14 protein-coding genes are annotated in these 17,842 nt (G+C 65.8%); 7 read left to right on the top strand and 7 right to left on the bottom strand.

What is annotated here, in order from left to right; all coding sequences use genetic code 11:
• Positions 1-15 precede the first annotated feature (15 nt).
• The 5 genes from BST38_RS03125 to BST38_RS03105 form a co-directional block, all read right to left on the bottom strand.
• A complete protein-coding gene (locus BST38_RS03125) occupies positions 16-1,227 on the bottom strand; it encodes an acetyl-CoA C-acetyltransferase (RefSeq protein ID WP_083141796.1) in 1,212 nt (403 codons plus the stop codon).
• Positions 1,220-3,130 carry a flavin-containing monooxygenase gene (locus BST38_RS03120; protein WP_083141795.1) on the bottom strand — a complete coding sequence of 637 codons (1,911 nt, stop codon included), beginning with the start codon at positions 3,128-3,130 and terminating at the stop codon, positions 1,220-1,222. The genes BST38_RS03125 and BST38_RS03120 overlap by 8 nt, the downstream gene beginning before the upstream one ends.
• Complete coding sequence (locus BST38_RS03115; protein ID WP_083141794.1) at positions 3,130-4,179, bottom strand: LLM class F420-dependent oxidoreductase; 1,050 nt, start codon at positions 4,177-4,179, stop codon at positions 3,130-3,132. Before BST38_RS03115 ends, BST38_RS03120 begins: the two co-directional genes overlap by 1 nt.
• A gap of 236 nt (positions 4,180-4,415) precedes the next feature.
• Positions 4,416-5,420 carry a PDR/VanB family oxidoreductase gene (locus tag BST38_RS03110; protein ID WP_083141793.1) on the bottom strand — a complete coding sequence of 335 codons (1,005 nt, stop codon included), beginning with the start codon at positions 5,418-5,420 and terminating at the stop codon, positions 4,416-4,418.
• Between the two features lie 5 nt (positions 5,421-5,425).
• Positions 5,426-6,649, bottom strand: a complete 1,224-nt coding sequence (locus BST38_RS03105; protein WP_083141792.1) for a cytochrome P450 — start codon at positions 6,647-6,649, stop codon at positions 5,426-5,428.
• A gap of 556 nt (positions 6,650-7,205) precedes the next feature.
• Here BST38_RS03105 and BST38_RS03100 point away from each other — a divergent pair.
• From BST38_RS03100 to BST38_RS03090, 3 genes are all read left to right on the top strand, one after another.
• Entirely contained in the window at positions 7,206-7,568 is a 363-nt protein-coding gene (locus BST38_RS03100; RefSeq protein ID WP_083141791.1) for an EthD domain-containing protein, read from the top strand.
• Positions 7,569-7,690: 122 nt separating this feature from the next.
• Positions 7,691-9,277 carry an AMP-binding protein gene (locus tag BST38_RS03095; protein ID WP_237160649.1) on the top strand — a complete coding sequence of 529 codons (1,587 nt, stop codon included), beginning with the start codon at positions 7,691-7,693 and terminating at the stop codon, positions 9,275-9,277.
• 31 nt (positions 9,278-9,308) lie between these two features.
• Positions 9,309-10,310 carry a DUF7064 domain-containing protein gene (locus BST38_RS03090; protein ID WP_083141790.1) on the top strand — a complete coding sequence of 334 codons (1,002 nt, stop codon included), beginning with the start codon at positions 9,309-9,311 and terminating at the stop codon, positions 10,308-10,310.
• Between the two features lie 9 nt (positions 10,311-10,319).
• On the opposite strand, the gene BST38_RS03085 is transcribed toward BST38_RS03090, so the two are convergent.
• A complete protein-coding gene (locus tag BST38_RS03085; RefSeq protein ID WP_083141789.1) occupies positions 10,320-10,607 on the bottom strand; it encodes a hypothetical protein in 288 nt (95 codons plus the stop codon).
• 14 nt (positions 10,608-10,621) lie between these two features.
• On the bottom strand, positions 10,622-11,683 hold the full coding sequence (locus BST38_RS03080; RefSeq protein WP_165761550.1) for a phosphotransferase family protein: 1,062 nt from the start codon (positions 11,681-11,683) through the stop codon (positions 10,622-10,624).
• Positions 11,684-11,974: 291 nt separating this feature from the next.
• On the opposite strand from BST38_RS03080, the gene BST38_RS03075 reads away from it, so the two are divergent.
• From BST38_RS03075 to BST38_RS03060, 4 genes are all read left to right on the top strand, one after another.
• A complete protein-coding gene (locus BST38_RS03075) occupies positions 11,975-13,171 on the top strand; it encodes a TetR/AcrR family transcriptional regulator (RefSeq protein ID WP_165761549.1) in 1,197 nt (398 codons plus the stop codon).
• A gap of 177 nt (positions 13,172-13,348) precedes the next feature.
• Positions 13,349-15,289 carry a flavin-containing monooxygenase gene (locus BST38_RS03070; RefSeq protein ID WP_083141786.1) on the top strand — a complete coding sequence of 647 codons (1,941 nt, stop codon included), beginning with the start codon at positions 13,349-13,351 and terminating at the stop codon, positions 15,287-15,289.
• On the top strand, positions 15,286-16,197 hold the full coding sequence (locus BST38_RS03065; RefSeq protein WP_083141785.1) for an alpha/beta hydrolase: 912 nt from the start codon (positions 15,286-15,288) through the stop codon (positions 16,195-16,197). The genes BST38_RS03070 and BST38_RS03065 overlap by 4 nt, the downstream gene beginning before the upstream one ends.
• 13 nt (positions 16,198-16,210) lie before the next feature.
• On the top strand, positions 16,211-17,818 hold the full coding sequence (locus BST38_RS03060) for a flavin-containing monooxygenase (RefSeq protein ID WP_083141784.1): 1,608 nt from the start codon (positions 16,211-16,213) through the stop codon (positions 17,816-17,818).
• The last annotated feature ends 24 nt before the right edge of the window (positions 17,819-17,842 follow it).

Genomic DNA, 17,842 nt, shown 5'->3' with positions numbered 1-17,842 from the left:
GACCTTCTGCTGTTTCTAGACGCGCTCGATGATGGTGGCCACGCCCATGCCGCCGCCGATGCACAGCGTGATCAGGGCACGCTTGGCACCGCGGCGCTCGAGCTCGTCGACCATGGTTCCGGTGATCATGGCGCCGGTGGCGCCCAGCGGGTGGCCCATCGCGATGGCGCCACCGTTGACGTTCAGTTTCTCGTCGGGGATGTTCAGGTCCTTCTGGAACTTCAGCACCACCGACGCGAACGCCTCGTTCAGTTCGAACAGGTCGATGTCATCGACGGTCAGCCCGGCGCGGTCGAGCACCTTGCGGGTCGCCGGGGTGGGGCCGGTCAGCATGATGGTGCCGTCGGCGCCGCTGGTGGCGGTGGCCACGATGCGGGCCCGCGGGGTGAGATTCTGAACCTGCCCGGCCTTTTCGCTACCGATCAGCAGCAGGGCGGCGCCGTCGACGATGCCCGAGCTGTTGCCGCCGTGGTGGACGTGGTTGATCTTCTCGACCGTGTGGTACTTCTGCAGGGCAACCTCGTTGAAGCCACCCATCGCGCCGATATCGGTGAAGGCGGGCTTGATCTTGGCCAGGCTCTCCAGGGTCGTGTTCGGGCGCATGTGCTCGTCGCGATCGAGGATCACCAGACCGTTCTGATCCTTGACCGGCACAATCGATTTGGCGAAGTAGCCGCCCGACCAGGCTGCGGCCGCACGCTGCTGGCTACGCACCGCGTAGGCGTCGACGTCCTCGCGGGAGAAGCCCTCCATGGTGGCGATCAGATCCGCGCCGATGCCCTGCGGCACAAAGGAAACCGCGTAATTGGTCTCCGGGTCGTTGGCCCAGGCGCCGCCGTCGGAGCCCATCGGGACCCGGCTCATCGACTCCACGCCACCGGCGAGCACCAGGTCGTCCCAGCCCGACCGCACCTTCTGCGCGGCGGTGTTGACGGCTTCCAGGCCGGATCCGCAGAACCGGTTCATCTGCACACCGCCGGTGGTGTCGGGCAGCTTGGCGGCCAGCACGGCGGTGCGGGCCAGAACGGCACCCTGATCGCCCAGCGGGGACACCACGCCCAGGATCAGATCGGAGATCATGGTCTCGTCCAGATCAGGGAACCGGATTCGCATCTCATTGACCAGACCGACGACCAAGCTGATCGGCTTGACCTCGTTGAGGGCGCCGCCGCGCTGCTTACCGCGCGGGGTACGGATCGCCTCGTAGATGAACGCTTCTTCAGACATGTGTGCTTCCTCGGGTGATGGTGTAGTCCGCCAGGTTCGGCTGGGACGTGCGGGCAAAGTAATCGGGAACCGCCCACGGCGAATTGGTGACGACGCGGCCCTTGCTGTTGCGGTAGTAGTTCTGTACGCCGTCCATGGCGTAGACCATGGCGTCGTTGAGGTCGTCGAGGTCGCGGTTGTAGTCCTCGAACGGTTCAGGCCGGCATTCGACGGCCGCGACGCCGTCGCGCACCATCTGGGTCAGCATCTCCACGACGTAGCGCACCTGTGCCTCGGCGATGGTCAGCCAGCTCCCACCCGGGGGATTGGTGTTCGGACCGTAGAGGAAGAACAGGTTCGGGTATCCCGGCGCGGTGATGCCGAGGTATGCCCGGGCGTTGTCGTCGCTCCAGGACTCCCGGAGTTCGACGCCGTCGCGCCCGCGCAGTTCCATCGGGTACAGGTAGCGCTGCTGCTGGAACCCGGTGCACAGGATCAGCATGTCGACCTCGTGCTCCTCACCGGACGCGGACACCAGGGTGCGTTCGGTCAGGTGATCGATGCCCTCGGCGACCAGGGTCACGTTGGGGCGGCGCAGGGTGGCGAACCAGCCGTTGTCCATCAGCAGGCGCTTGCCGAACGGGGGGTACGCCGGGGTGCACTTCTCGATGAGATCCTCGCGGCCCTCGAGCTGCTCGCTCAGGTACGCGATGAAGTTCCGCCGGTAGGCGTCGTTGAGCGAGCTGACCAGCTTGCCCTTCTCCGGCGCCTTCGGGTCCACCCGCAGCGCGGGGTAGTTGCGCTCGGTGTAGATCCAGTAGAGCCGGAACCGTGACCACGCCCGGTAGTACGGCACGTGGCGGTACAGCCAGTGGCGGCTGGCCGGTTGTTTGCGGAAGTACTGCTCGTTGGGGGTGATCCAGTGCGGCTCGGGCTGGACGACGACCATGTGCTCGACGTCCTCGGCGATCTTGCACACCACCTGCATGGCGCTGGCGCCCGCACCGACCACGGCGACCTTCTTCCCGCGGTACTCGGCCTCCGGGGTCCAGCGTGCCGAATGCACCACCTCGCCGGCGAAGTCCGAAAGTCCCTGGAACTGCGGGATGTTGGGGGTGTTGTGCAGCCCGGCAGCGGTGATCAGTGCCTTGGCGCGGATGGTCTCGGCACCCCCGGCATGGCTGGTCTGGACCACCCATTCCTGCGTGTCCGCATCCCACTGGGCCCCCTCGACGGTGACACCCGTCTCGATATGGGTTGCGAGGCCGAAATGCGCGACGACGTCGTCGATGTACTGCCGGATCTCGTCGGGTTGGGCGAAGTTCTGGCTCCATTCCCGGTGGAAGAACGAGTAGGAGTAGAGGTCGTTCGGGACGTCGACGCGGGCGCCGGGATAGTTCGCCTCATACCATGTACCGCCGACGTGGTCGTTGCGCTCGAGCACCCGGAACGGGATGCCGGCCTGCTTGAGGTGAACCGCCGCCGCAAGCCCGGAGAAGCCGGCGCCGACGACGATGGCCGAAAATCCAGTGTCCGTGCAGCGATCCGTGACATCGTCGGGGACGTACGGCGCGAACCCGAGCTGCTCGGCGGCCAACGAAACGTAGCGCTCGCCGACCGGTTCGCCCATCACCGCGGACATCAGCGTGATCAGTTCCGCGCCGTTCGGCGCCGGGGAAGCGGCCGGGGTTCCGGTGCTCCAGGCCGTGATCGCGGTGAAGGCGGCCGCTCGAATCTCGTCGACACGCTCGGCGGGCAGCCCGCCGTCGTCATGGCTTTCGAACCCCATGGTGGGCGCGATCCGGTATGGCTCCTCCAACCAGCGGCCATCGCCGGTCAGTTGATAGAGCACGCCGATCAGGCAGGGCACATTGGCTTCTGCCAGAGCGTCGCGGAGCTCGTTGGCGTCGAGGGTTTCACTCATCAGATCTCCTTACCAAGGGCAGCAACGGTTTTGACCGCGTCGAGGCGTTCGTCGGGGTCGGTTGCCATGGGGGTGATGTTGACCAGGGTCACGCCTGCTTGCTGCAGTGCGGTGAGCCGTTGGCGGATGTGGTCGGTGTTCCCGATCAGCGCGGTGGCGTGCACCAGTTCGTCGGGCACCGCCGCGGCGGCTTCGGCGAGACGGCCGGCCAGGAAGTGATCCTGGATGGTGGCGGCCTCCGTGGCGAATCCGTACGCGGACACCAATTCGTTGTAGAAGTTCTTCTCGCGGGAGCCCATTCCGCCCACGTACAGCGCCAGTTGGGGTTTGGCGGCCTGCACCCAGGGGGAGGGATCACCGTCGGTGACGGCGACCGGTGCCCGCGCGATGATCTCCAGGGGCGCCAGGTCGGTGGACCGTTTGGCGGCGCCGTTGCGCAGCGCCTCGCCCCAGACATCGTGGATCTTCTCGGGGTAGAAGAAGATCGGTTCCCACCCGTCGGCGATCTCGGCGGTCAGTTCCACCATCCGCGGTCCCAGTGATGCGATGGAGATCGGAATCTGGTTGCGCACCGGACGATTGATGAGCTTGAGCGGCTTACCGAGGCCTGTTCCCCGCCCTGGCGGCAGCGGAATCTGGTAGTGCCGGCCCTGGTGCTGCAATGCCTCACGCCGCCATACCGACCGGCAGATCTCGATGGTCTCGCGGGTCTTGCCGAGGACGCCTCCGAAGGCCAGACCGTGAAATCCCTCGACCACCTGCGGGCCGGACGGGCCGAGGCCGAGGCGGGCGCGGCCGGCTGAGACGTAGTCCAGCCCGGCCGCGGTCATCGCGATGAGTGACGGGGTGCGGGTGTCGAGAGGCAGCACGCCGGTCGCCAGCTCGACGGAGTGTGTGCGCGCCGCAAGATAGGCGAGTTGCGTTGGGGCGTCGAGAGAATAGGCCTCGCCCAGGGTTACCGAGGACAGTCCGGCCTCCTCCCACGCGGCGATTTCGTCTCCGACGGCGGCCATCGGCCTGCCGAAGTCCAGGACGGTTCCAATACGCATTGCCGGTGCCTTTCCGGGATGAACACGGCCGCTCCACAGGGGTCGCGGCCGCGGGTCGTGTGGTGAGTGCAAACTTCAGGCTGCTGCACCTTTCCGATAGCAATATACAGCCATATATGACGAAATTGTTAGTCCAGATTCTGTCAATCATGGCAGTGATGGTTTGGTGCGTGAAAACGAAAACGCCGGCGGGCCCGTCAATGGGCCCGCCGGCGTTCTGGCGTGAACGGTGGGTGTCAGATGTCGAGGACAAGCCTGTCACTGCGGCTTCGTGACACGCAGATCATCATGCAGTCGTTGCGTTCACGTTCCTCGTAGGTGAGGACGTCATCGCGATGTTCGGGTATGCCGCTGAGCACCGGGGTTTCGCAGGTGCCGCACATCCCGGCCCTGCAGGACGACATGATGTCGACGCCGTGACTTTCGATGGCTTCGAGCACGCTCTGATCTGCCGGGACGGTGAGTGTCACACCGTGTTGGGCCAGTTCGACCTCGATGGGGGTGTTGACCCAATCCTCTTCGTTGGGTGTGCTGGCGCTGAAGCGTTCCAGCCGCAGTGCACCGGCCGGCCAGGCCGCGCAACGTTCTTCGACCGCCGTGAGCAGACCCTGCGGGCCGCAGCAGTACACCAGGGTGTCGGCTTGCGGGGTGCCGAGAAGTCGTTCCAGGTCGAGTAGGCCACGCTGATCCTGCGGCCAGATCTGGACCCGGTCGCCGTAGGCCGCGAGTTCGTCGAGGAATGCCATCGATTCGGTACTGCGGCCGCCATAGGCCAGTTTCCAGTTCGCCCCGGACGCCTCGGCTTCTGCCAGCATCGCCCGGATCGGCGTGATACCGATGCCGCCGGCGATGAACAGGTAGTTCGGCGACGGTGCAAGTTGAAAATGGTTGCGCGGACCGCGAATGCGGATCTCGGCACCCTGCTCGAGGGTGTCGTGTACGTAGATCGATCCGCCTCGGGAGCGCTCATCGGGCTCGCGGAGTACCGCGATGCGCCACGTGTGCCGGTCTTCGGGATCACCGCACAGCGAGTACTGGCGCACCAGGCCAGAGGACATGATGAGATCGATGTGCGATCCGGGAGTCCATTCGGGCAGCGGATGGCCCCCGACCTCTTTCAGATGCAGCGCGATGATGCCCTCGGCGACGACGTCCTTGCCTGCGATGACGACGTCGGCCTCGTACTCCCGCATCACCAGGCGTACGGTGCTCGGACGTTCCAGGCAGTCGGCTTCTGGCATCGCGTCTACCACGTAACGGGCAGGGACTTAAGCCCGAAGATCTTGGCTTCAGTCTTCACCTGGATCTCTTCGGTGGGAACCGCGACCTTGAGTGTCGGGATGCGGGTGAACAGCGCGGCGATCACCGACTGCAGTTCCACCCGGGCGAGCGGGGCGCCGAGGCAGACGTGGATGCCGTGCCCGAAGGCGACGTGACCCTTCGCATCCGTGCGCTGGATGTTCAGCGTGTCCGGATCCTCGAACTGTTTGGGGTCGCGGTTGGCCTTGTCCATGGCCACCATGACGATGTCGCCGGCCGGGATCGTCTGACCCGCGAGTTCCATGTCCTCGGTCAGATAGCGGGGCAGATTGCCGATGATGTCGAGGAAGCGCAGCAGTTCCTCCACCGCGGCCGGGATGCGTGAGGGGTCCTCGCGCAGCAGTTCGAGTTGATCGGGATGCTCCAGCAGGGCATACACGCTCAGCGAGATCATGTTGCCCGTCGTCTCATGCCCGGCCATCAGCAGGAAGGCGGCCATGCCGGCCACCTCGGTGATCGTCAGGTCGCCGCTGCGAACGTGGTTGAGCAGCAGGCTGATCAGATCGTCGCCGGGATCGTCCATCTTGGCGACGGTGAGTTCTCCGAGATACCCCATCACCGAAGCGACCGTCTTGGCCGCCTCTTCCGGTGTGGTGTCAAGGCGCAGGAACTTCACTGTCTCTTCCTGGAACCAATCGTGCCGGTCGTAGGGGATGCCCAACAGTTCGCAGATCACCAGTGACGGCAGCGGGAGCGCCAAGGCCTGGACCAGGTCGGCCGGCCCGTCCTGCTCGAGCATCTGATCGATCAGTTTGTTCGCGATCCGCTCCACCGCGGGCCGCATGGCTTCCATGCGCCGAGGCGTGAATTCGCGGGAGAGCATCTTGCGCAGCCGAGTCTGGTCCGGCGGATCCATCGCGATGAAGAATCCGGGCAGTGGCTCGCCGCCCTCGTCGCCGCGGGAGGGGTCCGGGATGTTCCGGACACTGGACCGCCGGTCGGCGAGCACCGCTTTGACATCGCTGTAGTCGGTGACCATCCAGGCCGGCACGATGTTCTTGAACGAGACCTTGCGGATCGCACCGCCGTCGGCGTAATCATCCGCGGGCGCGAAGGGGCACGTCCGCTTGAACGGGAACAGCGGCAGCTCTTCGGAAGTGGCTGTCGTTGCAACGGCTTCGGTGGCCGATGCCTGTTCGCTGGTGGTCACTTGAGGCCCTCCTGGAAAGTTGGGATCACTCCGCTGGAAAATTGATGATCTCTGTCACAACAGTGATTGGCGATAGCATCACATACAAGCTCTCGGGGCGTCAAGGTGCAGGCCGGGCAGGCATCTCTCTTGGCAGCGGAATGGGTTGCTAGAGGTGTGATAAATGCACTGTGAACAGTGTGTATTCCGATAGTCAAAGTAGCTCTCTGTTCGTTGGGGGCCCTTTGATCCGCCAACCTGCGGCCTGTTGTAGTTAATTCCAGTTCTGCTGTATTGCCCAGGGGGCGGGCATCGTCGGGGGTGATTCATCCCGCGGCCGGATCCGGCCGCCGCCCCGGCATGCGCGGCCGGCTGGCGATCCGGCTCTGACCTGGGCTTATGGTCGCGACGTGATTCAGAGTTACGCCTACGCTGGCCAATGGTTGGGGCTATTGCCCGTGTCGGCGGGCCGCTGGAGTATCCGAAATATTAGGAAAATAAGGGCATTTTCGGACGCGGACGGGGATGTTCTCGGCACGGAGCCCGCGCGCCATCGGTGAGTCGTTATTCTGATTTTGTGGTGACGCTCATCATGTTCATCCGCAAGCGCCCGGAGCTGTCCAGGGAAGCATTCATCGAGTACTACGAGACCAGGCACATCCAGCTGATCGGCCGTCTCGTGGGTGGGCGGCCGAAGGTGTACCGGCGGCACTATGCGATCGGCGACGACGCGCTCGTGCGCCGGCTCGCCGTCGCGCGGGGCGACCAGGTGGTGGCCGATGTCGCAGCGGTCACCGAGCTGACCTTCGAGCGGTACGACGAGGTCGAGGCGATGGTCGATCGGATGCTTACCGCCGGCGTGCTGCAGCAGGTGCTCGATGACGAGGCCCGGTTCATCGCCCCGGGTGGGATCAGTTGGCTGATGGCCGCGCCGGACTGATCTCCGCGAACCATCGAGCTATAACGCAAAATCACATCAGATGCGGTAATCCCAGCTAAACGCCCTCTTGTTGATCACGCGAAGGTGCAAGTAGGATTTCCGCAATCGAGTGCGGGCCCACCATGACGATGTGGTGGGTCACGCCGAAAGTCCAAGGAGGCACCACCCCGATGTACCCCGGCAAGCGAGCTCTGCAGTACCCGGACCGCATCGCGCTGGTGATGGCGGACTCCGGCGCGAGCCTCACCTACGCCCAGTTCGAAGCCGCGGCGAACCAGCTTGCGCACTTCTACCGGGACATCGGGATCCAGCCGGGAGACCGGGTGGCCTACATGATGGAGAACTGTCTCGCGAACGTGGTGGCGCAGGGCGCGGGCGAACGCACCGGGCTGTACTACACGCTGATCAACTTCCACCTCACCGCGGACGAGGCGGCCTACATCGTCAACGACAGTGCGGCCCGGGTCGTTGTCACCACCCGCGCCGTTCTCGACGTGGCCCGCGAGTTGCCGGCCCGCTGTCCGCACGTGGAGCGGTGGCTGATGGTGGACAGGCCGGAGGGACTCGACGGCTTCGAGGACCTCGACGAGGTGGTGGCGCAGTACCCGACCTCGCCGGTCGCCGACGAACGGCTCGGTCTTGCCCTGCTCTACTCGTCGGGGACGACCGGCAAGCCGAAAGGTGTTCTGCGGCCACGTCTGGACCTGGATCCCGCTGATCCGTTGCCGATCTTCCAGTTGGTGCCGAAGGTCTACCACACCCGCGCGGACATGGTGTTCCTGCAGCCGGCGCCGCTGTATCACTCCGGCCCGCAGAGCGCCACGGCCGAATCGCTGCGCTGCGGCGGAACCTGCGTGATCATGCCGAAGTTCGACGCTGAGCGCTTCCTGCAACTGGTGGAGCAGTACGGAGTCACCAATTCGCTTGTGGTGCCGACGATGCTGTCGCGCATCCTGCAACTGCCGGCCGAGGTGCGGGAGAAGTACGACGTGTCGAGCCTGGAGGCCATCGCGCACGGCGCCGCGCCGTGCCCGCCGTCGGTGAAGCGCGCGATGATCGACTGGCTGGGCCCGATCCTGTTCGAGTACTACGGCTCGACCGAGGCCAACGGCAGCGTCATCTGCGACTCGCACGAGTGGCTGGCCCATCCCGGGACGGTGGGCAAGCCGCTGGTGGGGGAGTTGTTCATCCTCGGCCCCGACGGGGAGCAGCTGCCTGCCGGCCAGCCCGGAGTGGTATGGATCAAGGGCGCCACCAACTTTCAGTACCTCAACGATCCGGAGAAGACCAAGGCGGCCCAGAGCGCGGACGGCTCGATGAGCACCAACGGGGACATCGGCTACCTCGACGAGGACGGATACCTGTACCTCACCGACCGGGTCGGCTTCACCATCGTCTCCGGAGGCGTGAACATCTACCCGCGTGAGGTCGAGGATGTGCTGGCCGCGCATCCCGCGGTCGCCGACGTCGCGGTGATCGGTGTCCCGGACGAGGACATGGGCGAGGCGGTCAAAGCCGTGGTGGAGCTGCGCCCGGGCGTGCCGACCGACGGGATCGAGGCCGAGATCATCGAGTTCTGCCGGTCGCGGCTGGCGAAGTTCAAATGTCCGCGTTCGGTCGACGTGATCGACGCGATGCCCCGGAACACCAACGGCAAGCTCATGAAGACCGAGCTCGTGAAGCGCTACCGCGCCACGCAGCCGGCCTGACCGACCCTTTCACAGCAGAAACGAGGAGAGCGTGAGCCGTAGCTACGCCGAGTTCGCCCGACCGTCCTACCGCGATCCGCGCTGGCTGGAGACGCACTGGTTCTCGGCCCTGACCACCGACGGCATCCGTCTGCACTTCTGGATGGGCTTCCGGTTGAACACCGGTGTCGCGACCACCAAGGTGTACGCCTTCTCGCAATTCTGCGACTCCGTGCTCGACATGGAGATGTGCGACATGCAGTACAACAGTCCGATCGGGGCGGCGCGGCTGTCGGACTTCTCGTTGGACTCGGGCGTCTCGGTGAAGGGCCGGCCCGCGCCGCGGGTCTACGACCTGACCTACCGTTCGGCCTGCGGGCGGATGACCGCCGAGCTCACCTTCGAGGCGCTGATGGAACCGGCGGATCTGTCGGCCACCAAGATCCCGGACGGCCCTGAGGGTTTCGTGGCCTTCCATCGTGGTCCGCGCCGTGATGCGCCGGCCAACCGGACCGGTACCGAACCTTCCGGCCACATCGACCAGACCATGGCGGTGCGGGGCAGCGTCACGATCGACGGCATCGCGCACGAAGTGGACTGTGTGGCCAACCGTGACCACTCGTGGAGCCCGCGCGCCGAGGTCGGTCACACCATCGGCACCTTCGACCTGGTGCACATCGGAAACGAGCTCACACTGCTGACCCACACCGGTGAATCAGCCGATGGGGAGCCCAGGGTGTCGCACGGATACGTGCTGCGGGACAAGGAGTTCCGTGCGTTGAAGGCGGCTCAGGTCAGCTACCGCCGCGAGGGGTTGCGCATCGTGGGGTTCGACTACCGGGTCGTCGACGAGCGGGACGTGGAATACCACATCACCGGACGGGCCCGCGGCTCAGCCGAGATCGACGGCGGGCAGAACATCTACCTGGTGATGGGACTCTTCGACTGTGAATGGGACGGCCGAACCGGATACGGCGAGGTGCAGTGGCACGACTACATCACGCGGATGCAGGGCGTCCGGGCGGCTCAGCGCGCAGTTCAGCCGGCGCGCTGAGCGCGTAGTTCAGGCCCCGGAGGCAGCCTTCTTGTAGTGCAGGGACGCCTGCTGGGCCACTGCGGCCCGGACACTGTCGAGAAGCGCTGCGGCTGACTCCGCGTCGGTCGGCGACGGCGTCGCGGACGCCGGTGCGTTGCCGGCGCCGCGACGCAGGTCGACCGCGATGTTGGCCAGAATGCCGGTCGAGGCCCATAGTTGACCGCGGGCGTAGGGGTCCTCGACCCGGCTCATGACCTCAGATTCCAAGGTGCGCACGATCGTGTCCAGCGCGACCGACATGTCGATGTAGTCCATGATGTTGTTCTTCCTCAGGAGATCGCGGCGGGCAGGGAGACGGCCGAGCCTTCGAAGGCGCGGATCTTCTCCAGCAGGACGATGGACAGCCGTCGGTTGATGTAGCTCGACAGCAGCGGTCGCACATCGCTGTAGTGACCGCTGGCCAGCAACGCGATCGCCTTGGCCTCCATACAGATCCGCGACCAGCCGGCGGCCACCTCCCACCAGATGAGACGGTCCTCGTCGATCGGGCGCCCGGTTTTCTCGGCGTACATCCGCAGGAACTCGTGGCGCGGCAGGATTCCCATCATCAGGTCGTCCGGGCCGACGGTGCCCATCAATGTCCAACCCAGGTCGAAGTAGGGATCACCGGCGCCGGCCTCCTCCCAATCCAGCACCGCGGCGATGGTCTGCGCGTCCGACCACATGACGTTGCCGAGGCGGTAGTCGCCGTGCACGACCGTCGGCGTGCTGTCCTCGTCCGGCATCCGCCGGGTCAGCCAGTCGCTCAGGAACACGTGGAAATCCGGGAGTACCAGGGAGGTTTCCCGCAGTGAACGGGTCCAGCGCTCCACGACGCCTGACGCGGTCTTGGGCGGTGCCCAGTCCAGCGTCTCGGCGGGCCGCGCGGCATCCGCCAACCGATGCAGGGCGACGAGCTGGTCTACGTACGCGTGGGCCATGGCCTGCTTCGCGGCGTCGTCGAGACCGGGGGCGCCGTCGCGCACCACGTACCCGTCGACGGTTTCGGAGATCAGGTATCCGCGGCCGATCCGGGGTTCGTGTGCAGCAGACGCGATGACCCGTGGCACCGGGATGCCCTGTGCCGCCAGCCAGTTGCCGAGAGCCGCCTCACCTGAGGCGTTGTAGGGCTCCAGCGGCCCGTGCAGGGGCGGGATCCGGACGATCACCGAATCGCCCCACGCCGGGATGTCGCCGACATAGCGCAGAGTGGTCTGGGACAGGCCGCCACCCATCAACTCCCGGCGCAGTCCGTCGGCGCCGAGGCGTTCGGAGACGACCGCGTCCAGGGATCGCAGGTCGATCCCCCAGTGTTGTTCGGTCGGGTTGTCCCCGGGGTTGTCATCGTGCATGTCGCACATTCCTTTCGGGCCGCGAAGCGCCTCCATGTCGCAGCGACCGGTCCGCGCAACGGCAATCCGATGGAATGCGACTCATGGTTTCAGGTAGATGGTACGTCGACAGTGCGGCCAGTCAACCACCTGGCAGGCAGTCAATACCTATCTAGCAGTGTATTACGTGATATCGAAGGCCACTAACCCCGATCCAATGTTATGCAGGCTTCTAAATCTGTGACCGTCGCGGTAACCTGCTATCCAGTGCGTGGCCCGCCGGGGCGGCAGTGGAGCGAGGGTAGGGGCCGGGTGACCCAGTCGAGCGTGGTGGCGCGTAAGGATTCGCCGCGCAAGCTCCAGATCGTGGAGCAGGCGGGCAGCCTGTTTCAACATCGCGGCTTTCATCAGGTCAGCATGGACGACATCGCTCAGGCGGTGGGGTTGCGCGGGCCGGCCCTGTACCGGCACTTCCGCAGCAAGCACGAACTCCTGGCGCGGGTTGTGCTGGAACAGATCACGATATGCCTGGATGTCGCCGAGGCCGCCGCCGGCAGCGGTGGCTCCCCGCGACAACGGCTGGAGCGCTTCATCGGGGATCTGGCCAGGCTTGCCCTCGATCGTGACGAGATCATGCTCTGGCGCCGGGAACGCAGGCGACTCGACGAGACGGCGCAGATCGAGTTCCGCCTGCGGGCACGCAGGTTGGAGGCATGCGCGTCTGCGGTACTGCGGGACGTGCGCACGGATCTCGACGACTCGGAGGTCAAACTGGTCAGTTGGGCGCTGCTGTCGACGTTCGCGCACACTCAGGGCTTTCGCCGGGCCGCCGACTCCGCGGGCGGCCGGCAACGAGGCTGGGGAGTCCTGGTGCAGATGGCCACGGCGGTCGCGTTCTGCGATCTGTCCGCCACGCGCTCGCGCGGGAAAGGCTCGGCCGCCCGCGATTACGTACCCCTGGGCCGGCGCGAACGCATTCTCGAGACGACGACGAGGCTGTTCGACGATCGTGGATTCGTCGAAGTCAGCATCGAGGACATCGCCGCGGAGTCCGATACGGCGATCGCGACCATCTACCAGTACTTCGAGAACAAGGCCAGCCTGCTGTACACGATTCTCAACCGGGGTATCGAGGGCGTCAACTACGCCACCACCCACCTGCTGGCCGGTGTGGAATCCGATGATGTGGTGATCGACGCGTTGATCGGTAACTACATCGACCTCGCGATGGGGCCGCACCGGCGGATGTTCGGGATCTTCGACGAGGAACTGATGGCGCTGCCCGAACAGCAGCGGGCGGCGCTGCTGCTGGCGCATCGCGGACACATCGACGAGTGGGTGGGCGCGTTGCAACGCGTGCGCCCGGGTTTGACCGTGTTCGAAGCGCGTGCCCGGGCCCGGACCGCCACGGGTGTCGCGTCCGATATCGCGCAGACCGCGCATCTGCGGGAGCAGCCGTCCACCCCCGCCGCGCTGACCGCGATCCTTTCGGCCATCGTCCGCGGATGACCAACCTGTGAATCGACGTTTCGATTTATAGGGCCTCTCGGACGACGAATTAGACGCTAACTCTCGCTGAAAGAGCGAGAACTCTTGGCGGCAATCGACTCTGATGTTAGGTTGAATTCTAGTTAGGTTCGCGACCGTGTGCAGTGGGTGTCGCCGTCCAGTCAGGAAGTAGGGAACGTGAAGGTCAGTCGGGCCAGTTTCTCCCCGGACCCCGGGGTGTTGCGAAATGCGCTGCAGGAAGCCAGCATTGCCACCTTGCTGCCCGTACTCACCCAGTTGACCGGTGACGAGCGCTGGATCTCGGACGAGTTCCGGGTTGCGCGGCCGGTCGGGTTCGTCGACGACCCCACGGGCGGATTGTCCGAGGGGCAACAGAGCGAGGTTCGTGAAGCCGCCGCCGAGGCAGTGCTGGCCTGGGCCGCAGGTGCGCCGGTGCAGATGCCGGATCCGGACCCGGCCATGCTTTCCCGCTTGATGACCGCGGCCATGGGGCAGCGGGTGTCCGAGGCGTACTCGCCGATGATCGCCGAGCAGATCGGTTTGCGTCCGTTCGTGCCGGAGAAGGTGAGCGGCAGAGCCGGCACCGATGTCCTCGACGTCGCGGTGATCGGCGCCGGCGTGTCCGGCATCGTAGTGGCCCGCGCACTCAAATCCGCCGGCATCCCGTACACCGTCTACGAGAAGAACGACGAAGTCGGCGGAACCTGGTGGGAGAACCGCTATCCGGGCGCGCGGGTGGACGTGCCGAGCAATCTGTACTCCTTCTCGTTCAACACCAAGGCCTGGTCCGAACACTTCAGTCGGCGCGACGAGATCGCCGACTACATGATCGCCACGTCCGAGGAACTCGGAATTCGCGACGCGATCCGCTTCGGCCACGACGTGCGGTCGGCGCGCTGGGACGAGGCCTCGCAGCTGTGGCACCTGACCGTCGTCGCCGACGGTCGCACACAGGAGGTGACCGCTCGCGCGGTGATCACCGCCGTCGGTCTGCACAACCGGCCGAAATATCCCGACATCCCCGGTCTGGATCAGTTCGCCGGTGAGACGGTGCATTCGGCTGCCTGGCCGGAGGATCTCGATATGACCGGCCGTCGCGTCGGAGTGATCGGGGCGAGCGCCAGCGCCATGCAGGTGGTGACGGCGACGGTGGACATCGTCGACCGCGTCACCATCTTCCAGCGCTCACCGCACTGGATCGTGCCCAACGAGATGTACTTCCAGCCTGTATCGGAGAGCATCAACTGGCTGCTGGAGAACGTCCCGCTGTACTGGGAGTGGAACCGGTTCCGGTTGTACTGGATCTACACCGAGGGCATGTTCCCGGCGCTGGTGGTGGACCCGGAGTGGGACCGCAGCAAGAACTCGGTCAACGCCTACAACGACGCGATCCGGCGCTTCTACACCTCCTATCTGCACCAGAAACTCGCCGATCGCCCCGACCTGATCGAACGCACCACACCGTCCTTCCCGCCGTTCGGACGGCGCATCCTGCTCGACAACGGCTGGTTCGACGCGCTGCTGCGCGACGATGTCGACCTGGTCACCGAGAAGATCGAACGCATCGACGAGCGCGGCATCGTGACCGCCGACGGGGTGTGCTGCGAAGTCGACACCATCGTGCTGTGCACCGGATTCCAGCAACAGCGGTTTCTCTACCCCCTGGAGGTCCTCGGGCGTGACGGCCGCAGTCTGCGTGAGGAGTGGCACGACGACGACGCGCGCGCCTACCTCGGTCTGACCACCCCGGGCTACCCGAACCTGTTCTACCTGTTCGGGCCGAACACGAATCCGCCCGGCGGAAGCTTCATCAACCTGGCCGAGGCGCAGGCCCGCTACATCGTCGAGATGCTGACCACGATGGTGTCGGAGGGACTCACCGCGGTGGACTGCCGCCGCGAGGTATTCGAGGACTACAACCGTCGCCTCGACGAGGCCAACAGCACAATGGTTTTCGCTCAGGACGGGGTCGAGAGCTATTACCGGAACTCCACCGGCCGGGTGGTGACCAACTCCCCGTGGACGGTACTGCAGTACTGGACCATGACGCGGCACCCCGATCTGGCCGACTACGAACTCACCGCGGCCGACGACCCGGCGCAGGTGCCGGCACCGTGACCGGGCCTGCGCAACCGCGCGTGATCGAGGCCGTCACCGATGCCTACTCGTTCGCGACGGCCGACGCGACGATCGATCAGGTGCGCGACGGCTACGACCGGAGCATGGCCAGGGGCGGGCTGCCCGCCGGGATCGCGGCCGCCCCCGGAGAGGTCGCCGGTGTCCCCGGCACCTGGCTGCGGCCCACGCCGGCGGCCGACACGCCCCTGGGCCCGACCATCCTGTTCCTGCACGGCGGGGGATACCTGTTCGGCTCCAGTCGCAGCCACGGCCCGCTGGCGGGGCACCTGGCTGCGGCGGCGTCGGCGCCGGTCTTCGTCGCCGATTACCGGTTGGCGCCCGAGCACCCGTTCCCGGCCGCCCTGGACGACGCCGTTGCGGTGCTGCGCGAGCTGATCGCACGCGAGGGCGCCGAGAACGTGGTGATAGCAGGCGATTCGGCCGGCGGAGGGCTCGCGCTGGCGACGCTGCTGGCCGCCCGCGAGCGCGGGCACACGTTGCCGCGGGCCGCGGTCGCGCTGTCACCGTGGGCCGACCTCGCGCTGAACAGCCCGTCGGTGACCGAACGCGCCGATGTCGATCCACTGATGACGCGGGAGCAACTGGAGGCAAATGCCACCGGCTACCTGGGTGATCATGATCGGCTGGATCCGTTGGTTTCGCCGCTGTATGGGGACCTGTCCGGACTGCCACCGGTGTACCTCCAGGTCGGCACCGCAGAGATCCTGCACGACGACACCCTCCGGCTCGCGGACGCGATCCGGGCGGGCGGCGGCCAGGTCCGCGTCGATCTGCAGGACGGAATGCCACACGTACACCAGATCCTGCTGTGGAGACTGCCCGAGGCGGGCACCGCGATCTCCCACATCGGACAGTTCATCAATGATCTCGCCATCACCACGGGGTAAAGGACGACAGCACATGGCAACTGAGGGCGACAACGACACGCACATGATCGATGTCCTGGTCATCGGCGCCGGCATCTCGGGTATCTACCAGCTCTACAAGCTGGCGCAGACCGACCTGTTCTTCCGGGCAGTGGAGGCCGGCGACGGCGTGGGCGGTACCTGGTACTGGAACCGGTACCCGGGCGCGCGCTTCGACTCCGAGAGCTACACCTACGCCTACTTCTTCTCCAAGGAGTTGGCGCAGGAGTGGACGTGGACCGAGCACTTCGCCGGGCAACCGGAGATCGAGCGCTACCTCAACACCGTGGTCGACAGATTCGACCTGCGCCGTCACATCACCTTCGAGGTGCGCGTCGTCTCGGCGACCTGGAGTGAATCCGACCGGGCCTGGACCGCCGTGCTCTCGGACGGCAGCACCATCCGCTCGCGCTTCCTCGTGACTGCGATCGGAATCCTGTCCGCCCCGCAATTCCCGAACGTGCCCGGGCTCGACGAGTTCGAGGGCGAGGCATACCACACCGGACTGTGGCCCAAACACGAGGTGGATTTCACGGGCAAGCGGGTCGCGGTGATCGGCACCGGTTCCAGTGGTGTGCAGGTCATCTCGGCGATCGCCGAGCAGGTCGCGTCGCTGACGGTCTACCAGCGCACGCCCAACTGGTGCACACCGCTGAACAACAGCCCGATCACCGACGAGGAGCAGCAGCAGCTCGCCGCCTCGTTCGAGGACATGCACACCCAGCTGATGAGCTCCTTCGCAGGGTTCGTGCACAGCTTCAGTCCCGAGGACCCGACCACCCTGACTCCCGAACAGCGTCGGGAGTACTGGGAATCGCTGCTCGCCGCACCGGGTTTCGCCAAGTTCCTGGGCAACTACATGGAAGTCATGACCGACAAGGACTTCAACGCCGAGTTCAGTGCCTTCCTGGAAACCAAGATCCGAGCCCGGGTCAAGGATCAGTCGGTCGCCGACAAACTGGTGCCCGATCACGGGTACGGGGTCAAGCGGCCCCCGTTCGAGACCGGCTACTACGAGGTGTACAACCTGCCGCACGTCTCACTGGTGGACATGCGCGAGACCCCCATCGAGCGGATCACGGCCCGCGGCATCGTCACCTCCGAAGGTGAACGTGAATTCGACATCATCGTCTACGCGTCCGGATTCGACGCGATCACCGGGGCGTTCGACCGGATCGACATCACCGGTACCGACGGCACCCTGAAGGACTACTGGGCAGAGGGCCCGCACACCGTGGCCGGTGCGGCGAGCCCCGGCTTCCCCAATCTGTTCTTCCTGGTCGGCCCACACAGTTCCGGCGGCAACGTGCCCCGCATCTCGGAGCGCCAGTGCGACTTCGTCAATGACGTCATCGCCGAGGGACTGCGCCGCGGTGCCACCCGCATCGAAGCCGGCCGCGAGGCCGAGGCCGCCTGGACGGCCCACGTCTATGAACTGAACCAGGGCACCCTGGGCGCTCAGGCGGCACTCGACTACACCTACGGCGTGAACACCCCGGGCAAGACGGTCACCTTCCGGCACTACGACGGTGGCCTGGTCGGGTTGACCGCCAAGCACGCCGAGATCGTGGCGGACGAGTACGCCGCGTTCGACTTCTCCTAGAGCCCGATCCACGACCCCGACGAA

It is taken from the genome of Mycolicibacterium parafortuitum (assembly GCF_002086815.1).
GTDB classification, from domain to species: Bacteria; Actinomycetota; Actinomycetes; order Mycobacteriales; family Mycobacteriaceae; genus Mycobacterium; species Mycobacterium parafortuitum.
This window is presented reverse-complemented; position numbering and strand designations above follow the sequence as displayed.